Origin of the sequence: Rhabdaerophilum sp. (assembly GCF_046092605.1) — a bacterium.
Classification (GTDB): domain Bacteria; phylum Pseudomonadota; class Alphaproteobacteria; order Rhizobiales; family Beijerinckiaceae; genus Rhabdaerophilum.
This window is the reverse complement of the sequence record NZ_JBJTDY010000022.1, coordinates 1-16,221: the sequence shown is the minus strand read 5'-3', so window position 1 is coordinate 16,221 and position 16,221 is coordinate 1. Positions and strand designations below refer to the sequence as shown.

Here is a 16,221-nt window from a genome sequence, read left to right as displayed (position 1 = left end):
AGCTCTCGCCGTGCGGCCTCTTCTCGATCCTCAGCTCCGGCTCGTCAACCGACCAGAGGCTGTTACTGTGCCGGTGCTCCCGGCCGCCCGATGGGCGGGAAGGGCAGAGCGGCGGTCCTGTCCCAGTTTCCGGGTTCGTTGGCATTCAGGTTGGGTGCGGTCGTCTTGAAAGACTTCAGGCGGTCACGCTCCTTGGCGAGCTGTTCCTTGGTAAGCCGCGCCGCGATGTCATCGCGCTTCTTGCCGGCATCTGGATCGCCCTGCATCGCGGCGAGCGAGAACCAGCGATAGGCCTCGCCGAGATCCTGGTTCACGCCAAGTCCGCGGGCGAAGAGGATGGCCACATTGAATTGGCTATCCTTCACGCCGTGCTCGGCGGCGCGGCGGAACCAGAGTGCTGCACCGGCATAATCCGGCGCGCCATGCACACCCTCGGCCAGCAGCACGCCGGCATTGTGCATGGCCAGCACATGGCCCTGCGCTGCCGCGCGATCGAACCACTGGAAAGCCAGCGCGGCGTCCTTTGCCACACCGCGCCCTTCACGATAGAGGCTCGCGAGGCGATATTGCGAGGGGGCGTGCCCCTGTGCCGCCGCCTGCTCGAACCAGCGTGCCGCAAGCTTCGGATCGCGCGCCACGCCGCGTCCATCCGCAAGCCGTGAGCCCATATCAAAGATGGCCGCGGCATTGCCGCCGGTTGCGGTATCAAGCAGGCGATCCTGCCCGACGATCTTCGTTTCGCGACCGAGTTCTGCGAGCACCTCGCGACCGGTCTCGATCGGGCGGGCCGTGCCTTGCGCGGTGATGGAGCCCACGGTCATCGGATCAGCCTGCGCGATGGGGACTGAATCGGTAAGCCGCGTCGTGCGTTTGCCCAAGGGCTCGACCGCTGGGGTCGCGATCGAGCCGGTGCGCTCCGGCGCCGATTGGGGCTTCGCGGGCTCGGTTCTTTCGACGGCAGGGCGCTCGATCGCGGGTGGCGCGGGTGGAGCAGGCGCCTTGCCGCTGTCTCGCGTCAGCAGGAACTTCATGGCACCGAGGGTGAGGACGAGTGCGGCCAGGCCGAGCAGGATCGGCCTGCGGGCGCGGGCCAGGAACGAGGCCTGGGGGGCTCCGTCTGTTCCGGCCGCTGCCGCCTTCGCCGCCTTTCGGGCGGCCTTGGCGGCTTTCCGGTCGGTCTTCTCGTCGGCGAGAACCTGCTGGCTCTGGTCTGCCGCCGCCTGTGCGGCACGACGGGCAGCCGCGATGAAATTCGCACGTGGATCGGCCACCGCCGGCACTTGCGCGCCGGATGCTCCTTGCATGCTGTCGGCCGGGCGCGGCTGTCCTGGACGCAGGCCGGGTTCCAGCGGCAGATCCGGGGGATTTTCCGGCACATCTGCCGAGGAGTTCACGCGGGAGGCCATCGTCGAGGGGGGCGATTTCTGGGCGGTTTCCGGCATCCGCATCGGAGTTGCCGGCGGCAGGGCCGGAGCCGGGATATCCGCGCGTGGCATCCCCGAAGCAGAAGCGGGTGCAGGGGCGGGTACAGGGGCGGGTGCGGGGGCGGTTGCATGAGCCGGGGCTGATGGCGGCCTGGGCGCCGCACGTGGCGCAGGGACCGGAAGGCCGGTCTCCATGCCGCCGAGGCGGTTTGCGAGGCCCTCAAGCGTGCCATGCAAAGCTTCCAGCGTCTGGCGTGTCCGGCGATCGGCTTCGGTCTGGGCGGTCTTGAAGTCGCCGAGATCGCGCTTGAGCAGAAGCAGGCCCTCCGCCGCGAGCGTATCGGTAGTCTCGTCGCGCGCGATCGAGCGGATGGCCTCGCGCGCGGCGCGTTCGGCGGCCTCGGCTGCGGCTTCACGCAGATCGGTGCGGGCCGTATCGAACTGGTTCATCAGCGTCTCGACGGCCTTCTGGAGGCCTTCAAGGCCGGCCGGCACGCCGGCGGGCATGTCGAGTTTCTTGCCAAGACGGGAAATCTCATGCTGGAGCGCATCCAGCGTATGCGTGTCCGAGCGTGTTTCGGCTTCCGCCATGCGGGCCGAGAGGCGCTCGAGCATGTCCATCAGCTCATCGCTGACAGCAGGTGCCTGCGCCCGGTCGAGCGAGGTTCCAAGCTTCTCGATCTTCTCGGCGAGGCTGCCGAAGGCCGCCAGCGGCTGGCCTCGCGTGTCGCCGAGCACGCGGTCAATGCGCTCCAGCCGTTCTGCAATGGAATCAAGGTGCGGCAAAGGCTGCTGTGCCTTGGCGATCCGGCTGACGTCGCGTGCAATTTCATCGAGGCGGCGCTCAATGCCCGTGAGGGCACCAAGGCGATGTTCGATGGCCGCGATGGCGGAGAGACGCTGCTCGAGTGACTGGAAAGCGGCCTTGGGGTCAAGCCGTTCCACGCGGTCGCGGATTTCCTGGACGGCATCCATCACCGCGCGCTCGGCGCGGCGATTCGGATCGGAGCGGAAATTCTCGAGGTGCTTGCCGAGCGTTTCCATCTGGAAGACGAGGCCCTCCAGCGGCTGGGACCGCACGACCTGTCCGATGAGGCTCTTGATCGCGTTGGTCTCGCGCAGCACATCCTCGATGCGCTCGGCGTCGGTCGATTGGCGGCTGATCTCATCGAGCCGGCGCGCGATGAGATGGACTTCCTGGCTCAGCCGGTCCGACGAGCGGGATGAAGCAAGTTCGCCGAGGATGTCGCGGATTTCCTGCTGGACATCAAGAATCGGCGCGAGAAGCCGCTCGGGCAGCGGGCTGCGATGCTGGCCGAAGGATTTCTCAGCCACGCTCGCAACGGCATTTTCCACCATGCCGAGGAGGCGCTGGGGCGAGAGCGTTTCGATGGTTGCGGCGAGGCTCGCGAGGTCGCGCCGAATGAGCGCGGTGTCCTCATGCGGACGATCATGCCAGCTTTCGAGGCGACTGGCGATGTGGTCGATGCGCTCCTGCAACGGCACGGTCTCGCGGTCGGTCTGGCCACGCATATCCTCTATGCGCTCGAGCAGGATGTCGAGTTGCTGGCGCATGGCGTCGATGGCGTTGTTGTTGGCCCCCCGCTCCGGTCGGCTCGCGGCGGCTTCGTCGAGCATGCGGCGCCGCTCGTCAATCTCGGAAACGGCACGATGGAATTCGGCGTCCTCGATCCGGCCCGGCTGCAGGAAGGCTGCTGGACGGCCGCTCGGCGCCCGCTGGGGAATTTCGAGGCGACGCTCCAGGTCATCGACGACGCGGTTGGGATCGGATGAGTCGCGCGAAGCAGCCGGGGAAGGCCCGGGGGTCTTGCGCTCCAGGCGCTCGATTGCCTGCAAGGCGGATTCGATCAGATCGAGGATGCGGCCATTCTCCGGCCCGGAATCACGCATGCGATGCGCGGCGGTGGCAGTGCGGTTGCGTCCGAGGCGCTCCAGTCGATCGTTCAGCGCTTCCCCGCGGGAGGACTTGCGCCGACGGCCGCGCGAAGTGGCGGGCTCGTCATCCTCGTCATCGAGGTTGCCGGCCAGGACATGGTTCAGCCATTCGCCGACTGAAAGGCCGGAGCGGTGGGCAGCTTCCACGGCCTGTTCGCGGATTTCAGGGTCGATTCCCCGCACGCTCCACGGCATTGCATTCGCCATTGTCCGATCCGCATCCCGATGTTCGATGCAGCGGCCGACGCCGCCGACGGGAAGGTGCGAATCAGAGCTTGATCCGGCCGTTTTCCCCCCGTGCAGACAGCTTTTCCTGTTATGGTAAACACTTCGTTAAAAAACAGGCGAAATTTGCCTGGTGCTGCTGCCTGAGGTTGTAAAAAACGCGGACGGCTTGCGCAGACGAAGCCACCAGGAACGGCGCGATTCCTGCCCGGGGCCTGGCTCCGTTCATCGGATTGTTTGATCAGGTTGATCCGAAGCGTTGTTCACCTTCGGAGGAAGTGGAATCACCGGAAGAGGCGTTCATTTCCTCAAGAACATCCTCCGCTTCCATGATCATGATGTTCATGATGGATCGAAGCATCTCGGTATTTTCAGAGTAAAGCTGCGCCTTTATGATGAATCCAAAATCAATGATTCGACGAACCAGTTCTTTTTCGTTCATGACTTGCCCCCGCCGCCTGGCGCGATGAAATCTGTTCTTGCCGATCCCGAAAGGCCAACCGCTTTGAGGGAAGCAAAAAGGGGCCGAATCGCAGGAAGCGCGAACAATTCAAGCGTGTATCAATTCGCTATTGCAACCTCAACGATTATTTAGGAATCTACAACCTAAGGTCGTATTACCGGGCGATGGGCCCGGGTTACTCCTGGCCAGAAAGGTGCCATCATGGCTGATATCACTCTCTCCGTCGGCGTCCGTCAGTCCCTCGCCGCGATCAAGTCGACAACCGCTTCCCAGCAGCAGCAACAGCTCAAACTGGCGACCGGCAAGCGCGTGAATTCCGCGTTGGACAACCCTGTCAACTTCTTCACCTCATCGAGCCTCTCGAACCGCGCGCGGGACCTTTCCTCGCTGCTGGACTCGATCGGCCAGGGCGTGAAAGTCATCGAGGCGGCCGACAAGGGCATCAAGGCCTTGACGAAGCTGGTCGAGTCCGCCCAGGCCTCCGCTCGCCAGGCGCTGCAATCCACCTCGACGACACCGAAGGTGACGGGTACGAACACCACGGCGCTCACCGGCAGCACGGTTCTTTCGACCGCTGGCGCTGGCGGCTTCGCGGTGGGTGACACGATCACCGTCAACGGCACGGCCGCCTTCACCTTTGCCGCGGGTGACGATGTCGATGATGTGATTTCCGCCATCAACAGCAACGCCACGCTGAACCCCAGCTCGGGCCCGCAGAAGATTCAGGCCTCGCTCAACGGCCAGGGCCAGCTTGTTGTCGAATCGCTCGATGGCTCCAGCCTGGCCGTCTCCGGCTCGGCTGCAGCGAAGGTCGGCACCCTTTTCGGCGGCGCAACCTTGACCGCCAGCGCCGCCACCAACTCGACCCGCAAGGATCTCGCGAAGCAGTTCGATGCGCTCCGCAGCCAGATCGACCAGCTGGCTTCGGATTCGGGCTACAATGGTGTGAATCTGCTCGATAACGGCTCGCTGAAAGTGCAGTTCAACGAAGCCAATACGGCGTCCATCACCATTTCGGGCGTGAAGTTCAACGCAACGGGCCTCGGTATCGCGGCCTCGACCAACAACTTCCAGTCCGACAAGGATATCAACGACGCCATCGGCAACCTCACCAATGGCCTTACCAAGCTGCGCAACCAGGCCTCGACCTTCGGCTCGAACCTCTCGGTCGTGCAGACCCGGCAGGACTTCACCAACAGCATGATCGAGACGCTCGAGACCGGCTCGGATCTCCTCGTGCTGGCCGATCAGAACGAGGAAGCAGCGAAGCTGGTCACGCTCAACACGCGCCAGCAGCTTGCCTCCACGGCTCTCTCGCTCGCGACCCAGGCCGAGCAGAGCGTGCTCCGCCTGTTCTGATTTTCTCGGCAAAATCCGGTCATTTTGGAGGGCGGCGCCTGGCGTCGCCCTTTTCTTTTGTCGCGGCGATGCAGATCATCGTTGTCTTTTGCCGACTTCCTGCGACCTTTGTTGAGAACGGGGCTTTACAAGGCGGATGATAGTTCATATGTAAACGATCAAGTTTCGTCCTCTACGAGGCTAGCAAGGTTTTACCGGGAGGAATTTCCATGCCGAGCTATCGCGCGCCGACCGCCGAGGTGTCCTTCCTGCTCAATGACGTGCTCGGCATTGAGAAATATGGCAACCTGCCGGGCTTCTCCGATCTTTCGCCGGACATGCTGGAGGCGATCCTCACGGAAGGCGCGAAACTCTGCGAGGAAGTGCTCCAGCCGGTGAACCGCTCGGGCGATCAGCAAGGCTGCGCCCGCCATGCCGATGGCCGCGTGACCACGCCGAAAGGCTTCAAGGAAGCCTATGAAGCCTATACCGGTGGCGGCTGGGTGGGGCTTTCGGCTGATCCGGAATATGGCGGGCAGGGCCTGCCCTACACGGTTGGCGCGATCATGAACGAGTTCGCCTCCTCCGCGAACATGGCTTTCTCGATGTATCCGGGCCTGACCATGGGCGCGATCGCCGCACTGCACACCCATGCCTCGGAGGAGATCAGGCGCATCTACCTGCCGAAGATGATCGAGGGGCCGTGGTCGGGCACGATGAACCTCACCGAGCCGCATTGCGGCACCGATCTCGGCCTCATCAAGACCAGGGCCGTGCCGCAGGGCGATGGCTCTTACCAGATCTTCGGCACGAAGATCTTCATCTCGGCCGGCGAGCATGACCTGACCGAGAACATCATCCATCTTGTTCTGGCCCGAATCGAAGGTGCGCCGGAGGGCGTGAAGGGCATCTCGCTCTTCGTGGTGCCGAAGTTCTTGGTCAATGCCGATGGCAGCCTCGGCGCGCGCAATGCCGTTTCCTGCGGCTCGATCGAGCACAAGATGGGCATTCATGGCAATGCGACCTGCGTGATGAACTATGATGGCGCGATCGGCTGGCTCGTCGGCGCGGAGAACAAGGGGCTCAACGCCATGTTCGTGATGATGAACGAGGCGCGGCTCGGTGTGGCCATTCAGGGCCTCGCGCAGTCGGAAGTCGCCTATCAGAACGCGGTCGCCTATGCGAAGGACCGCATCCAGGGCCGCGCGCTGACCGGCGCGAAGGAGCCGGCGAAGGCCGCCGACCCGATCATCGTTCACCCGGATGTGCGTCGCACGCTGCTCACCATCCGCGCCTTCAACGAGGCGGCCCGCGCGCTGGTGCTCTGGACCGCGCTGAAGAGCGATGTCGCCCATCGCTCGGATGACGAGAAGGCCCGCCAGGAGGCCGACGATCATCTCGGCCTGATGACGCCGGTGCTGAAGGGCGTGCTGACCGATCTCGGTTTCGACAATGCCGTGAAGGCCCAGCAGATGTTCGGCGGCCATGGTTATGTGGAAGAATGGGGCATGAGCCAGTTCGTGCGCGATGCCCGCATCGCCATGATCTATGAAGGGGCGAACGGCATTCAGGCGATGGATCTCGTGGGTCGCAAGCTGCCGCGCGATGGCGGCCGCGCCGTGATGAGCTTCTTCAACGAGGTGCAGGGCTTCATCAAGGCGAACGAGACGAACGAAGCGCTGAAGCCCTTGCTCGCGCCGCTCGCCAAGTCGCTGGGCCATCTCCAGCAGGCGACGATGTGGTTCATGCAGAACGCGCTTGCCAAGCCGGACAATGCCGGCGCGGGCGCGACCGATTACATGCACCTTTTCGGCCTCGTGGCCATGGGCTATATGTGGGCGATGCAGGCGAAGGTTGCGACCGAGAAGCTCGCGGCGGGTGCGAATGGTTCAACCGGGCGCATGAACACCAAGCTCGTCACCGCCCGTTTCTTCATGGAGCGGATGCTGCCCGAGACCGGCGCGCATCTCGCCCGCATCTCCGCCGGTTCGGATGCCATCATGGCTTTGCCGGCGGAAGCCTTCTGAAATCCGGCGGCACGCGACGGGCGCGCCGCTTTCCCGAGTTTCAAGAATAGCACGTCAGAACGGGAGGCCCTCATGGCCGACGCATTCGTCTACGATCACGTCCGCACGCCGCGCGGCAAGGGCAAGGCTGATGGCTCGCTGCATGAGGTGACGGCGGTTCGCCTCGCCGAAACTGCCTTGCGCGCGCTCGCGACCCGCAACCACCTCGAAAAGGGCGTGGTCGAGGATGTGATCCTGGGCTGCGTCGACCCTGTGGGAGAGGCCTCGGGCGATATTGCCCGCTCGGCCGCGATTGCCGCGGATTACGGCTTCCAGGTGCCGGGCATCCAGATCAACCGCTTCTGCGCCTCGGGTCTCGATGCGGTCGCGGCCGGCGCGGCGCAGGTCATGGCGGGCCAGAAGGATCTCTTGGTCGGCGGCGGCGTCGAGAGCATGAGCCGCGTCGGCATGGGCGCTTCGGGCATGCTGCCGGCGGTGGACCCCAGCGTGGCGATCCCCTCCTATTTCGCGCCGCAGGGTGTGGCGGCGGATCTCATCGCCACGAAATACGGCTTCACGCGCGACGATTGCGATGCCTTCGCGGTCTCCTCGCACAGACGCGCCGCCGCCGCCTGGGAAGAGGGCCGCTTCTCGAAATCGGTCGTGCCGGTGAAGGATGTGAACGGGCTGACCATCCTCGGACGCGATGAAACCATCCGCCCGAATACCGATATGCAGGCGCTTGGCGGCCTCAAGGCTTCCTTCGCGATGATGGGTGAGCAGGGCGGCTTCAACGCGGTGGCCACTCAGGGCCATCCGGAGGTCGAGAAGATCAACCATGTCCACCATGCCGGCAATTCCTCAGGGATCGTGGATGGTGCGGCGGCGGTTCTCGTCGGCAGCAAGGCGGCGGGCCGCAAGGCCGGTCTGAAGCCCCGCGCCCGCATCCGCGGTTTTGCGACCATCGGCTCTGATCTCGCGCTGGTGCTGACCGGCCCGGTGGATGTGACGCGGCGCCTCTTCGAGCGCACGGGCATGGTGATGAAGGATATCGACCTCATCGAGATCAACGAAGCCTTCTCCTCGGTGGTGCTGCGTTACATCCAGGCCTTCGACATCGACCCCGGGAAGGTCAACGTGAATGGTGGCGCCATCGCCATGGGCCATCCGCTGGGCGCGACCGGCGCGATGATCCTCGGCACCATCATCGATGAACTCGAGCGCCGCGACCTTAATACCGGCCTCGTCACGCTCTGCGTCGCCCATGGCATGGGCACGGCGATGATCGTCGAGCGCGTCTAACTCTGGCGGAACGGAGAATTCCGATGAACCTCACCCATTTCCGCCTTGAAACCGACGCTGACGGCATTGCGCTGGCGACCTGGGACAGCCCGGCCAAGTCGATGAACGTCATCGACCAGAACGTGATGGCCGAGTTGAACCAGATCATCGATCACGTGGTCGGCACGGAAGCCATCAGGGGCTGTGTCATCACCTCGGGCAAGGAGGCCTTCTCGGGCGGCGCGGACCTCACCATGCTCCAGGGCCTCGGCATGGAATATGCCAGGCTCGTGAAGACCAGGGGCGAAGAGCCCGCCATGGCCTTCTTCTTCGAGGCCACCGCGCGTCTGAGCCTCCTATACCGGAAGCTCGAGACCTGCGGGAAGCCCTTCGCGGCGGCGGTGCATGGCACCTGCCTCGGCGGGGCGTTCGAGCTCGCGCTCTCCTGCCATTTCCGGATCTTGTCGGATAGCGACAAGACCCGCGTCGGCCTGCCGGAGATCAAGGTCGGGCTTTTCCCCGGCGCCGGCGGCACGCAACGCGTCGCCCGCCTGATGCAGACCGGCGATGCCCTGCAGATGCTGTTCAAGGGCGACCAGATCAAGCCGGCGGCGGCCCGCTCCATGGGCCTCGTGCATGCCGTTGGCCCGCGTGACGGAATCATCCAGGCCGCGAAGGACTGGATCAAGGCGAACCCTAACGCCAAAGCGCCGTGGGACACGGAGGGCTACAAGCTGCCTTCCAGCAAGGTGCATTCGCCCGCGGGCATGATGATCTGGCCGCCGGCCAACGCGATCTATCGCCGCGAGACCTCCGATAACTATCCGGCCGCGAAGGCCATCCTGAAGGCGGTCTATGAGGGCCTCCAGCTCCCCATGGACCTCGCACTCCGCGTCGAGAGCCGCTATTTCGCGCAAATCCTGCGCAGCCCGGAAGCGGCGGCGATGATCCGCTCGCTGTTCCTTTCCAAGGGCGAACTCGAGAAGGGCGCGCGCCGCCCGGCGGATATCCCGCCGACGAAGTTCAAGCGCATCGGCGTCGTCGGTGCGGGCTTCATGGGCGCGGGCATCGCCTATGTGGCGGCGCAGGCCGGCATCAACGTGGTGCTGATCGACCGCGACTTGGAAGCGGCGGAGAAGGGCAAGGCCTATTCGCACAAGCTGATGAGCGATCAGATCATGAAGGGCCGCGCCAAGAGCGCGGACCGCGATGCCCTGCTTGCCCGCATCACGCCCTCGGCGGATTATTCGCTGCTCAAGGGCTGCGACCTCGTGATCGAGGCCGTGTTCGAGGACCGCGCCGTCAAGGAAACGGTCATCCGGAAGATCGCCGGGAACATTGGCCGCAAGACGATCCTCGCTTCCAACACCTCGACCCTGCCGATCTCCTCGCTCTCGGAATATTTCGAGCGCCCGAGCCAGTTCATCGGCATTCACTTCTTCTCGCCGGTCCAGAAGATGCTGCTGGTCGAACTCATCCTCGGCAAGCGCACGAAGGACCGCGCGCTCGCGGTGGCGCTCGATTTCGTGCGAGCCATCAGGAAGACGCCGATTGTCGTGAATGATTGCCGCGGCTTTTTCGCGAATCGCTGCGTGCTGAACTACATCCGCGAGGGGCATCTCATGCTGGCGGAAGGCGTTCCGCCGGCGATGATCGAGAATGTCGCGAAGATGGCGGGCATGCCCGTCGGGCCGCTCTCGCTCAACGATGAAGTGGCGCTGGACCTCGGCTGGAAGATCCTGCAGGCGACCAAGCAAGACCTGGGCGAAGCCGCGATCGACGCCCGCCAGGAAGCCCTGCTGAAAACGATGGTGGTCGATCTGCAGCGCCTGGGACGCAAGAACGGCAAGGGCTTCTATGATTATGCCGAGAAGGGCAAGGCGCTCTGGCCCGGCCTCGCCGACCTGCAGAAAGTGAAGCTCGACGCCGGTACGCTCGATGTTCAGGAGCTGAAGGATCGCTTCCTCGCGATCCAGGCGCTTGAGGCCGCGCGCACGGTGGAGGAGAAGGTCATCGTCGATGTGCGGGAGGCGGATGTCGGTTCGATCCTCGGTTTCGGTTTCGCGCCCTATACCGGCGGCACGCTCTCCTATATCGACCGCATGGGTACGAAGGCCTTCGTGGCGCTCTGCAACAAGCTCGCGAAGAAGCATGGCGACCGCTTCCAGCCGAACCGCCTGCTGAAGCAGATGGCCAAGACCAACGAGTCCTTCTACGGCCGCTTCGCGCCGAAGAAGGCCGCAGCATGAGCCGGTTGCCCGGAGCCTTCGGCATGAAACTCCGGCTCCGGGTCCTACCGCTCTTCGTCAATGCACCTTCCGGGCACCGTTTCCGGCTCCGCCATGATGCGCATCCCGCCCGGCCGCGAGGTCTGGTGGGAGACCTTGACCCGATCGAGATGCGCGAGACGGAACAGCGAGAGCAGCCACTCGTTGAGCGGGCGCCGGAACCGCCATTCCGCGAGGAAGGAGAAAAACCACGCGAACAGGACAACGCTGGCGAAGCCGGCAATGGTCGCAAGGTTGATACCCCATACCGGCGTCAGCGCCTTGATGATTGCGAGACCCGGCAACTGGTGGAAGAGATAGAGCGCGTAGCTGTAGCGGCCGAACCATAACAGGATGCCGCCCCTGAACATGACATGGTCCAGCACGAAAAAGCTCGCGGAGACCAGCAGGAACAGAGCCATGCGGCGGACATCGAACCTGTAATCATCGGCAATCGCGATCAGGAACACAAAGCAGGCCATCAGCAGCAGCGCATTGAAGATGGAGTCGAATTTCCCCCGATGGAGCGCCATGCCGAGCGCAAAGAAAGGCAGATAATTCGCGATCAGCACCCCGTTCAGAATGCGCGATGCGGATTTCTGCCATTGTCCGGCACCAAGTCCCGCCGTGATCGGATGCGTCACATAGACCAGCATTCCATCGATCAGCGAAAGAACGATTGCGAAAACGCAAAAAAGCTCGATGTGGCGGTTGCGAAAGAACGCCGCGAAAAGTCCGGCGAAAAAATAAAACTTCAGTTCCACGAGGATCGACCAGAACACGCCATCGACCCAGCGGAAGCCGAAATCCGCCAGAAAGAAGCTTGTCATGACCAGGTCAACGAAACCCGCCTGCTCACGGTTGAAGCTGACCAACTCGGAATCCACGCTCGGCGGCGGGAGGATGCGGACAAAGACGAAGATGAAGACCCCCGCCACGACGAAGAGCGGCCAGATGCGCGAGATGCGCTTGGCATAGAAATCGGCAAGGCTGCGCGACATCGACAGGGACTGTGCGATCAGGTAGCCGGAAATCACAAAGAAGATGTAGACGCCGATCTTCCCGATATCGTTGCCGAACGATGCCGGTGTGGCCGAGCCGAGGGCCTCGGAGGGAATGCGCCCCGTAAAATGAAAATGAACCACCACGAGAACGGCGATTCCCCGCCATATCTCGATAAATCGGTTCTTTTCACCCGCATCGATCATCGCAACTTCCCGCATACACCCCCACAGGGTCATGCCCCGGAGCTTGGATGCGGGATTGTAGTATTCTGGTGGTACAGAGAGGTTAATCACCTGACAGCGCCGCGTGAGTTGCGGGCTCTCAGGCGGTTTTAAGTTTGGTCTGTTTCGGCCTGGCTGTCACCTCCTGTTAGCTGGCGTTTGGCAGTCCTTCGATGAAGGCCTGAGCTGGCGTTCTGCCGTTCATGCCGCGTCGCTGATGCGGACGGCGGGTGTTGTAGATGACGAGGTAATCGTCCAGCACGCCTTGCATTTCCTCAATGGTCTCGAACCAGGTTCGGCGGCCCTCCACCCGGAAGTGCTCGTCGAGCAGGGTGCGGTGGAAGCGCTCGATGATGCCGTTGGATTGCGCCCACTTCACCCGTGTCGTGCGGTGCCCGATCTCGCCACCCTTCAGACGCTCCGCGTAGCGCTTCTCAAGGTGCGCTACGCGGGTGTCCGCACTGTCGAATATGACGGCAAGCGCATCAGCTACGCGACCGACGCCGAGATGGCGACGGCGCTCCTCGATCTCGAACGCCGCATCACCGCGCAGGGCGCAACGCCCATCCGGCAGGTATGGATCGCCTCCACGAAAGGAACCTGAGCCATGAAGAACTACATTCAGGAAAGCCGGATGATCACGCTCGCCGCGCCCGCTGGCGGGCTCACCTCCGGCGCGGGCGTCATCATCGGCAACCTGTTCGGCATCGCTTCACGCACCGCGCTCGTCGGCGAGCGGGTCGCGATCAGCACCGAGGGCGTCTACGAACTCCCGAAACTCGCCAGCGCCGTGATCGCGGCCGGCGCCCGCGTCTCCTGGGACGATGCCGCCAAGCAGATCAACGTGCCGCGGTCGGCCGCTTCCCGGCCGGAACCGCGATCGAGGCGGCGGGCATTGGCGTGGCGAGGGTGCGCGGGCGAGGCTTTCCTTGTGCGCTGAACTCGCCAGCAGCCCGTAATGGCGGATGCGTTGGAAGCCGCGTGGCAGGGTGTGCAGCAGGAAGCGGCGGATGAGCTCGTGCGGCTGAGGTGTCATGACCTGCAGATGGGCAGCCCCCTCACGACAGTAATCCTTGTAGCGGAAGGTGACGCCACTCCCGTCATGGGCGATGAGGCGGCGGTTTGATATGGCTACGCGATGGGTATCGCGAGCGAGATAGGCCAGCACGGCTTCCGGGCCTGCAAAGGGCGGCTTGGCGTAGATGACCCAGCGCTTCTTCCGGATCGGCGCGTGCAGGCGCTGGAACAGGCGCCGGTGCGCGCGCGGACCAGGATGGCCTTGGATGCGCCATCCGGGCCCTCGCGCTCCTCGACGATCGCGCGGTCATCCTTCAGCGCTCTCGCGATGATATCCCACTCGCCATTATCCATCAGCACGACATGGCCCGGCGTCATGTGCAGCCCGCGCAGATTGATGATGGTCCGTGTGACATTCGTAAACGTGCGTGTCACCTTGCCGGGCCTCAGCGGCCCGAGCCCCCATTGCGCTTCGGGATCGAAAGCCGCCACCTCGTCGCCGGGGCGGATCGCCTCGATCGGTTTCGTCGATCCATCCGCCATCAGGATCGGTGTGCCAGCGAGGAAGCAGCGCCAACTACCAACAACTTTTCCTGTGTGATCAAGGGGCTGGCCCAACATATCTGAAGGTCTTGGCGATGACGAAATACCAGTCCACGCAGACTTACCTGAAAGCGGATGCGATTCATGGTAAAGTCGAGGATCATAAGAAACTTCTACGGTTATATTAGAAATTCCGCGCTCATATAATTCTTTAAAAAAATCTACGTCGTATGCACCGAGATCAATGCAGCCTTGAGACCCGTATTGATCCCCACCATGAATGCTAAAACCGCCTCTATTTAGAGTCTTCGTTCCGTCTACTGGCTCGAGAAAGACCCGTTCTCGGCCCCAAGCAGAACCACCTCCAGGCCAACTTCCAACCTTTACGAAGTGCCTAGCGAGCAGTCCAAAAGTTCCAATAAAATCATCCATGGCAGTTATGGTTTGAACACGCGACATATTAAACGACCATGACCCTTCGGGAATAGGGCCTACATCTTTGACGCCTGAGAGCAATGGCGATTGGCTGCCCGGTTGCCCAGATATAGCCGCCCAGCTCATCACATAACTAGAACCATTGTATAATTTCAGATTGTATCCGTCAAATTTGAGCTTGTAGTCTGACATGATATTTTGACCTCACCCCGCGTTAAGACTAAAAACCCAAAATCCCGAAATATGGAGACCAATGAAAGCAAACGCAGAAATCGTTAAGAATGCGGATAAAAGAATAACTGCAACATAAAACATAACATAATTAAACAAATTATCATGATTATCTCTTATTATTGCAAAATATCCGAATAAAACATATAAAATATTGAACGTCATCAGCACAGAAACACTAAATAGTGTTGTATCGAACTGAGGACGAGCGAACCCCCCCTCACCTCGGTATACGTATTCCTCCGGGTCATTTATCACGTAATGAAAAAATATTATAGAAATCAGAAACGGAATGAAAAAGAAAGTAATTTTTTGCCGTGATATTTTTTTTATCCATTTACCATTATCCATTGAGTTTCCCTCATGCTGACTATCTTACTCATTTTTTTAAACCTAACAGGCCCCGAAACATTGCCTTTCAGGCAATTGAGCGAATCTATTTTACAGCCTTGCACAGCAGAACTGCGGCAATTACTGTTAATTGCATTAAATAAATTGAGCATTTCCAGATTAATTGGCGCTCTTTATACATTAATTTCTTGCGAGTTTAGAAGTATAGCTTCGTAACACTTACATGAATTAGGCTATACACTCTTGTCAAAAGTCCATTATTTTCTCGACAATTTGCGGCACTAATTTGTGACTCTTTATTCTTTTTTTTTAAAAAAGCGGCACGCGAAGTCAAGCCCGATCTCAGGAGCCGGATCGAACATTCGGTGCTCGAATACCAAGGACATCCCGCCTGCCGCCCGCTTTCGCCGGCTCGTTTCATCAACCTCTCATTTTGTCTGCTTCTTGGACACAACCTGCGCGTCTGGAGCTCGAATCTTCTCGATCGCGGACGCACGGGGGCATGCCATCACTCCTTCGGATCGTTTCGTGACAGCCGTCGTCGCGGATTGACATGGTTCCCCAGTGACTTGTCTCAGGCCGCACCCGCGAGAGGCCTTCATGTGCCGAGAGCACGAGGCGTGAGAATGGGTCGATTTTCCATTTCGCGCCCCGAACGGCACCGTCATGTCCTGCAGGAACCGCAAGCCACAGATGCATGCGCGGCCTCGTCAATAGAGCGACAATTTGCCGCACAACACTAGGCCGGGAAATGCCAGCTTCATGAACGTGCTGTCAGACAAGCGAATTGGTTATGAACCGAGCCGTGAACTGCGGCGAATTTCTGCAAACTTCGCTGCGCGGACCTCCGGTTCGCATCCGCCGGAAGCGAAGCATCGTCCTCACCCGTCGTCGGAATGGCTGGTGGGAATCCTCAACGCGGTTGTTGATCCACCGGCCGACCTCGCGCTTGTCGATGCCCCCGAGCTCCTTCAGAGCCGCGCCATAGGATGCCAAACGATCCGTCACGATCGTTTCGGTCGGACCGTGTCGGCGAAGCGATTTCCTGAGGAAATTCGCTTCGCGGACCTGCGGTTCAACGCTGCCTTCTTGTCGCGGCGCTTTGTGACGAAGCTCTCGATCACCTCACCCTCGTGATCGACGGCGCACCAGAGGGAGTGTTTCACGCCCATAGGATTGCGGAACGCAATCCGTTCCGTAAGCTATGTGATCTTCACGAAAACCTCGTCGAGATGCCAACGCCGATGCCGGAAGTTCCGCATCGCCTGGACCCGACTACGCCTGATCTCAGCCGCGAAAATGGTCCCAAACCGATTCCACTAACCCGTCTTATTCATGAGGGGGCTGATTTTGGGTTGGCGGATGTAGCATAACGGTATGATATCGCGTAGGATTTAGCTGTTTACACCGATCCGATCCGCACCATCAACCCCGCCACACCCGCCATGACCGACGATA

General features: G+C 61.5%; 11 protein-coding genes and 3 pseudogenes. 6 read left to right on the top strand and 8 right to left on the bottom strand.

Annotation, left to right across the window (positions count from 1 at the left end; translation table 11 throughout):
• Nucleotides 1-62: 62 nt before the first annotated feature.
• Together ACKODO_RS02370 and ACKODO_RS02365 are read right to left on the bottom strand one after the other, a co-directional pair.
• Entirely contained in the window at nucleotides 63-3,587 is a 3,525-nt protein-coding gene (locus ACKODO_RS02370; RefSeq protein WP_408981854.1) for a hypothetical protein, read from the bottom strand.
• A 259-nt stretch (nucleotides 3,588-3,846) separates the two neighbouring features.
• On the bottom strand, nucleotides 3,847-4,047 hold the full coding sequence (locus ACKODO_RS02365) for a hypothetical protein (RefSeq protein ID WP_408981853.1): 201 nt from the start codon (nucleotides 4,045-4,047) through the stop codon (nucleotides 3,847-3,849).
• A 222-nt stretch (nucleotides 4,048-4,269) separates the two neighbouring features.
• On the opposite strand from ACKODO_RS02365, the gene ACKODO_RS02360 reads away from it, so the two are divergent.
• The 4 genes from ACKODO_RS02360 to ACKODO_RS02345 all read left to right on the top strand — a co-directional run bounded on the left by ACKODO_RS02360 (nucleotide 4,270) and on the right by ACKODO_RS02345 (nucleotide 10,942).
• Nucleotides 4,270-5,427: a flagellin gene (locus ACKODO_RS02360; RefSeq protein ID WP_408981852.1), complete on the top strand. Its 1,158-nt coding sequence runs from the start codon at nucleotides 4,270-4,272 to the stop codon at nucleotides 5,425-5,427.
• A 209-nt stretch (nucleotides 5,428-5,636) separates the two neighbouring features.
• On the top strand, nucleotides 5,637-7,433 hold the full coding sequence (locus ACKODO_RS02355; RefSeq protein WP_408981851.1) for an acyl-CoA dehydrogenase C-terminal domain-containing protein: 1,797 nt from the start codon (nucleotides 5,637-5,639) through the stop codon (nucleotides 7,431-7,433).
• A 72-nt stretch (nucleotides 7,434-7,505) separates the two neighbouring features.
• Nucleotides 7,506-8,714, top strand: coding sequence for an acetyl-CoA C-acetyltransferase (locus ACKODO_RS02350; protein ID WP_408981850.1), 1,209 nt, complete (start codon nucleotides 7,506-7,508; stop codon nucleotides 8,712-8,714).
• Nucleotides 8,715-8,737: 23 nt separating this feature from the next.
• Nucleotides 8,738-10,942 carry an FAD-dependent oxidoreductase gene (locus tag ACKODO_RS02345; RefSeq protein WP_408981849.1) on the top strand — a complete coding sequence of 735 codons (2,205 nt, stop codon included), beginning with the start codon at nucleotides 8,738-8,740 and terminating at the stop codon, nucleotides 10,940-10,942.
• Nucleotides 10,943-11,172: 230 nt separating this feature from the next.
• Here ACKODO_RS02345 and ACKODO_RS02340 read toward each other — a convergent pair.
• Both ACKODO_RS02340 and ACKODO_RS02335 read right to left on the bottom strand, forming a co-directional pair.
• A pseudogene (locus ACKODO_RS02340) lies at nucleotides 11,173-12,168 on the bottom strand (acyltransferase family protein); the annotation flags it as partial.
• Between the two features lie 166 nt (nucleotides 12,169-12,334).
• A pseudogene (locus tag ACKODO_RS02335) lies at nucleotides 12,335-12,586 on the bottom strand (integrase core domain-containing protein); the annotation flags it as partial.
• On the opposite strand from ACKODO_RS02335, the gene ACKODO_RS02330 reads away from it, so the two are divergent.
• The gene (locus tag ACKODO_RS02330; protein ID WP_408981865.1) at nucleotides 12,503-12,790 is read left to right on the top strand and encodes a phage head-tail joining protein; all 288 of its coding nucleotides are present in this window, start codon (nucleotides 12,503-12,505) and stop codon (nucleotides 12,788-12,790) included. The pseudogene ACKODO_RS02335 and the gene ACKODO_RS02330 sit on opposite strands and share 84 nt — an antisense overlap.
• Nucleotides 12,791-12,793: 3 nt before the next feature.
• Complete coding sequence (locus tag ACKODO_RS02325; RefSeq protein ID WP_408981848.1) at nucleotides 12,794-13,126, top strand: DUF2190 family protein; 333 nt, start codon at nucleotides 12,794-12,796, stop codon at nucleotides 13,124-13,126.
• Between the two features lie 57 nt (nucleotides 13,127-13,183).
• Here ACKODO_RS02325 and ACKODO_RS02320 read toward each other — a convergent pair.
• The 4 genes and pseudogenes from ACKODO_RS02320 to ACKODO_RS02305 all read right to left on the bottom strand — a co-directional run.
• Nucleotides 13,184-13,390: pseudogene (locus ACKODO_RS02320) on the bottom strand (transposase); the annotation flags it as partial.
• Nucleotides 13,318-13,746 carry a hypothetical protein gene (locus tag ACKODO_RS02315; RefSeq protein ID WP_408981847.1) on the bottom strand — a complete coding sequence of 143 codons (429 nt, stop codon included), beginning with the start codon at nucleotides 13,744-13,746 and terminating at the stop codon, nucleotides 13,318-13,320. The pseudogene ACKODO_RS02320 and the gene ACKODO_RS02315, both read right to left, overlap by 73 nt.
• A 1,791-nt stretch (nucleotides 13,747-15,537) precedes the next feature.
• Nucleotides 15,538-15,771, bottom strand: a complete 234-nt coding sequence (locus ACKODO_RS02310; protein WP_408981846.1) for a DDE-type integrase/transposase/recombinase — start codon at nucleotides 15,769-15,771, stop codon at nucleotides 15,538-15,540.
• Nucleotides 15,768-15,935, bottom strand: coding sequence for a DDE-type integrase/transposase/recombinase (locus tag ACKODO_RS02305; protein WP_408981845.1), 168 nt, complete (start codon nucleotides 15,933-15,935; stop codon nucleotides 15,768-15,770). The genes ACKODO_RS02310 and ACKODO_RS02305 overlap by 4 nt, the downstream gene beginning before the upstream one ends.
• Nucleotides 15,936-16,221 lie beyond the last annotated feature (286 nt).

Bases quoted from the DNA above. Each gene is read 5' to 3' on its own strand.
- ACKODO_RS02370 (WP_408981854.1), bottom strand. From the start codon at position 3,587: ATGGCGAATGCAATGCCGTGGAGCGTGCGGGGAATCGACCCTGAAATC.
- ACKODO_RS02365 (WP_408981853.1), bottom strand. From the start codon at position 4,047: ATGAACGAAAAAGAACTGGTTCGTCGAATCATTGATTTTGGATTCATC.
- ACKODO_RS02360 (WP_408981852.1), top strand. From the start codon at position 4,270: ATGGCTGATATCACTCTCTCCGTCGGCGTCCGTCAGTCCCTCGCCGCG.
- ACKODO_RS02355 (WP_408981851.1), top strand. From the start codon at position 5,637: ATGCCGAGCTATCGCGCGCCGACCGCCGAGGTGTCCTTCCTGCTCAAT.
- ACKODO_RS02350 (WP_408981850.1), top strand. From the start codon at position 7,506: ATGGCCGACGCATTCGTCTACGATCACGTCCGCACGCCGCGCGGCAAG.
- ACKODO_RS02345 (WP_408981849.1), top strand. From the start codon at position 8,738: ATGAACCTCACCCATTTCCGCCTTGAAACCGACGCTGACGGCATTGCG.
- ACKODO_RS02325 (WP_408981848.1), top strand. From the start codon at position 12,794: ATGAAGAACTACATTCAGGAAAGCCGGATGATCACGCTCGCCGCGCCC.
- ACKODO_RS02315 (WP_408981847.1), bottom strand. From the start codon at position 13,746: ATGGCGGATGGATCGACGAAACCGATCGAGGCGATCCGCCCCGGCGAC.
- ACKODO_RS02305 (WP_408981845.1), bottom strand. From the start codon at position 15,935: ATGGGCGTGAAACACTCCCTCTGGTGCGCCGTCGATCACGAGGGTGAG.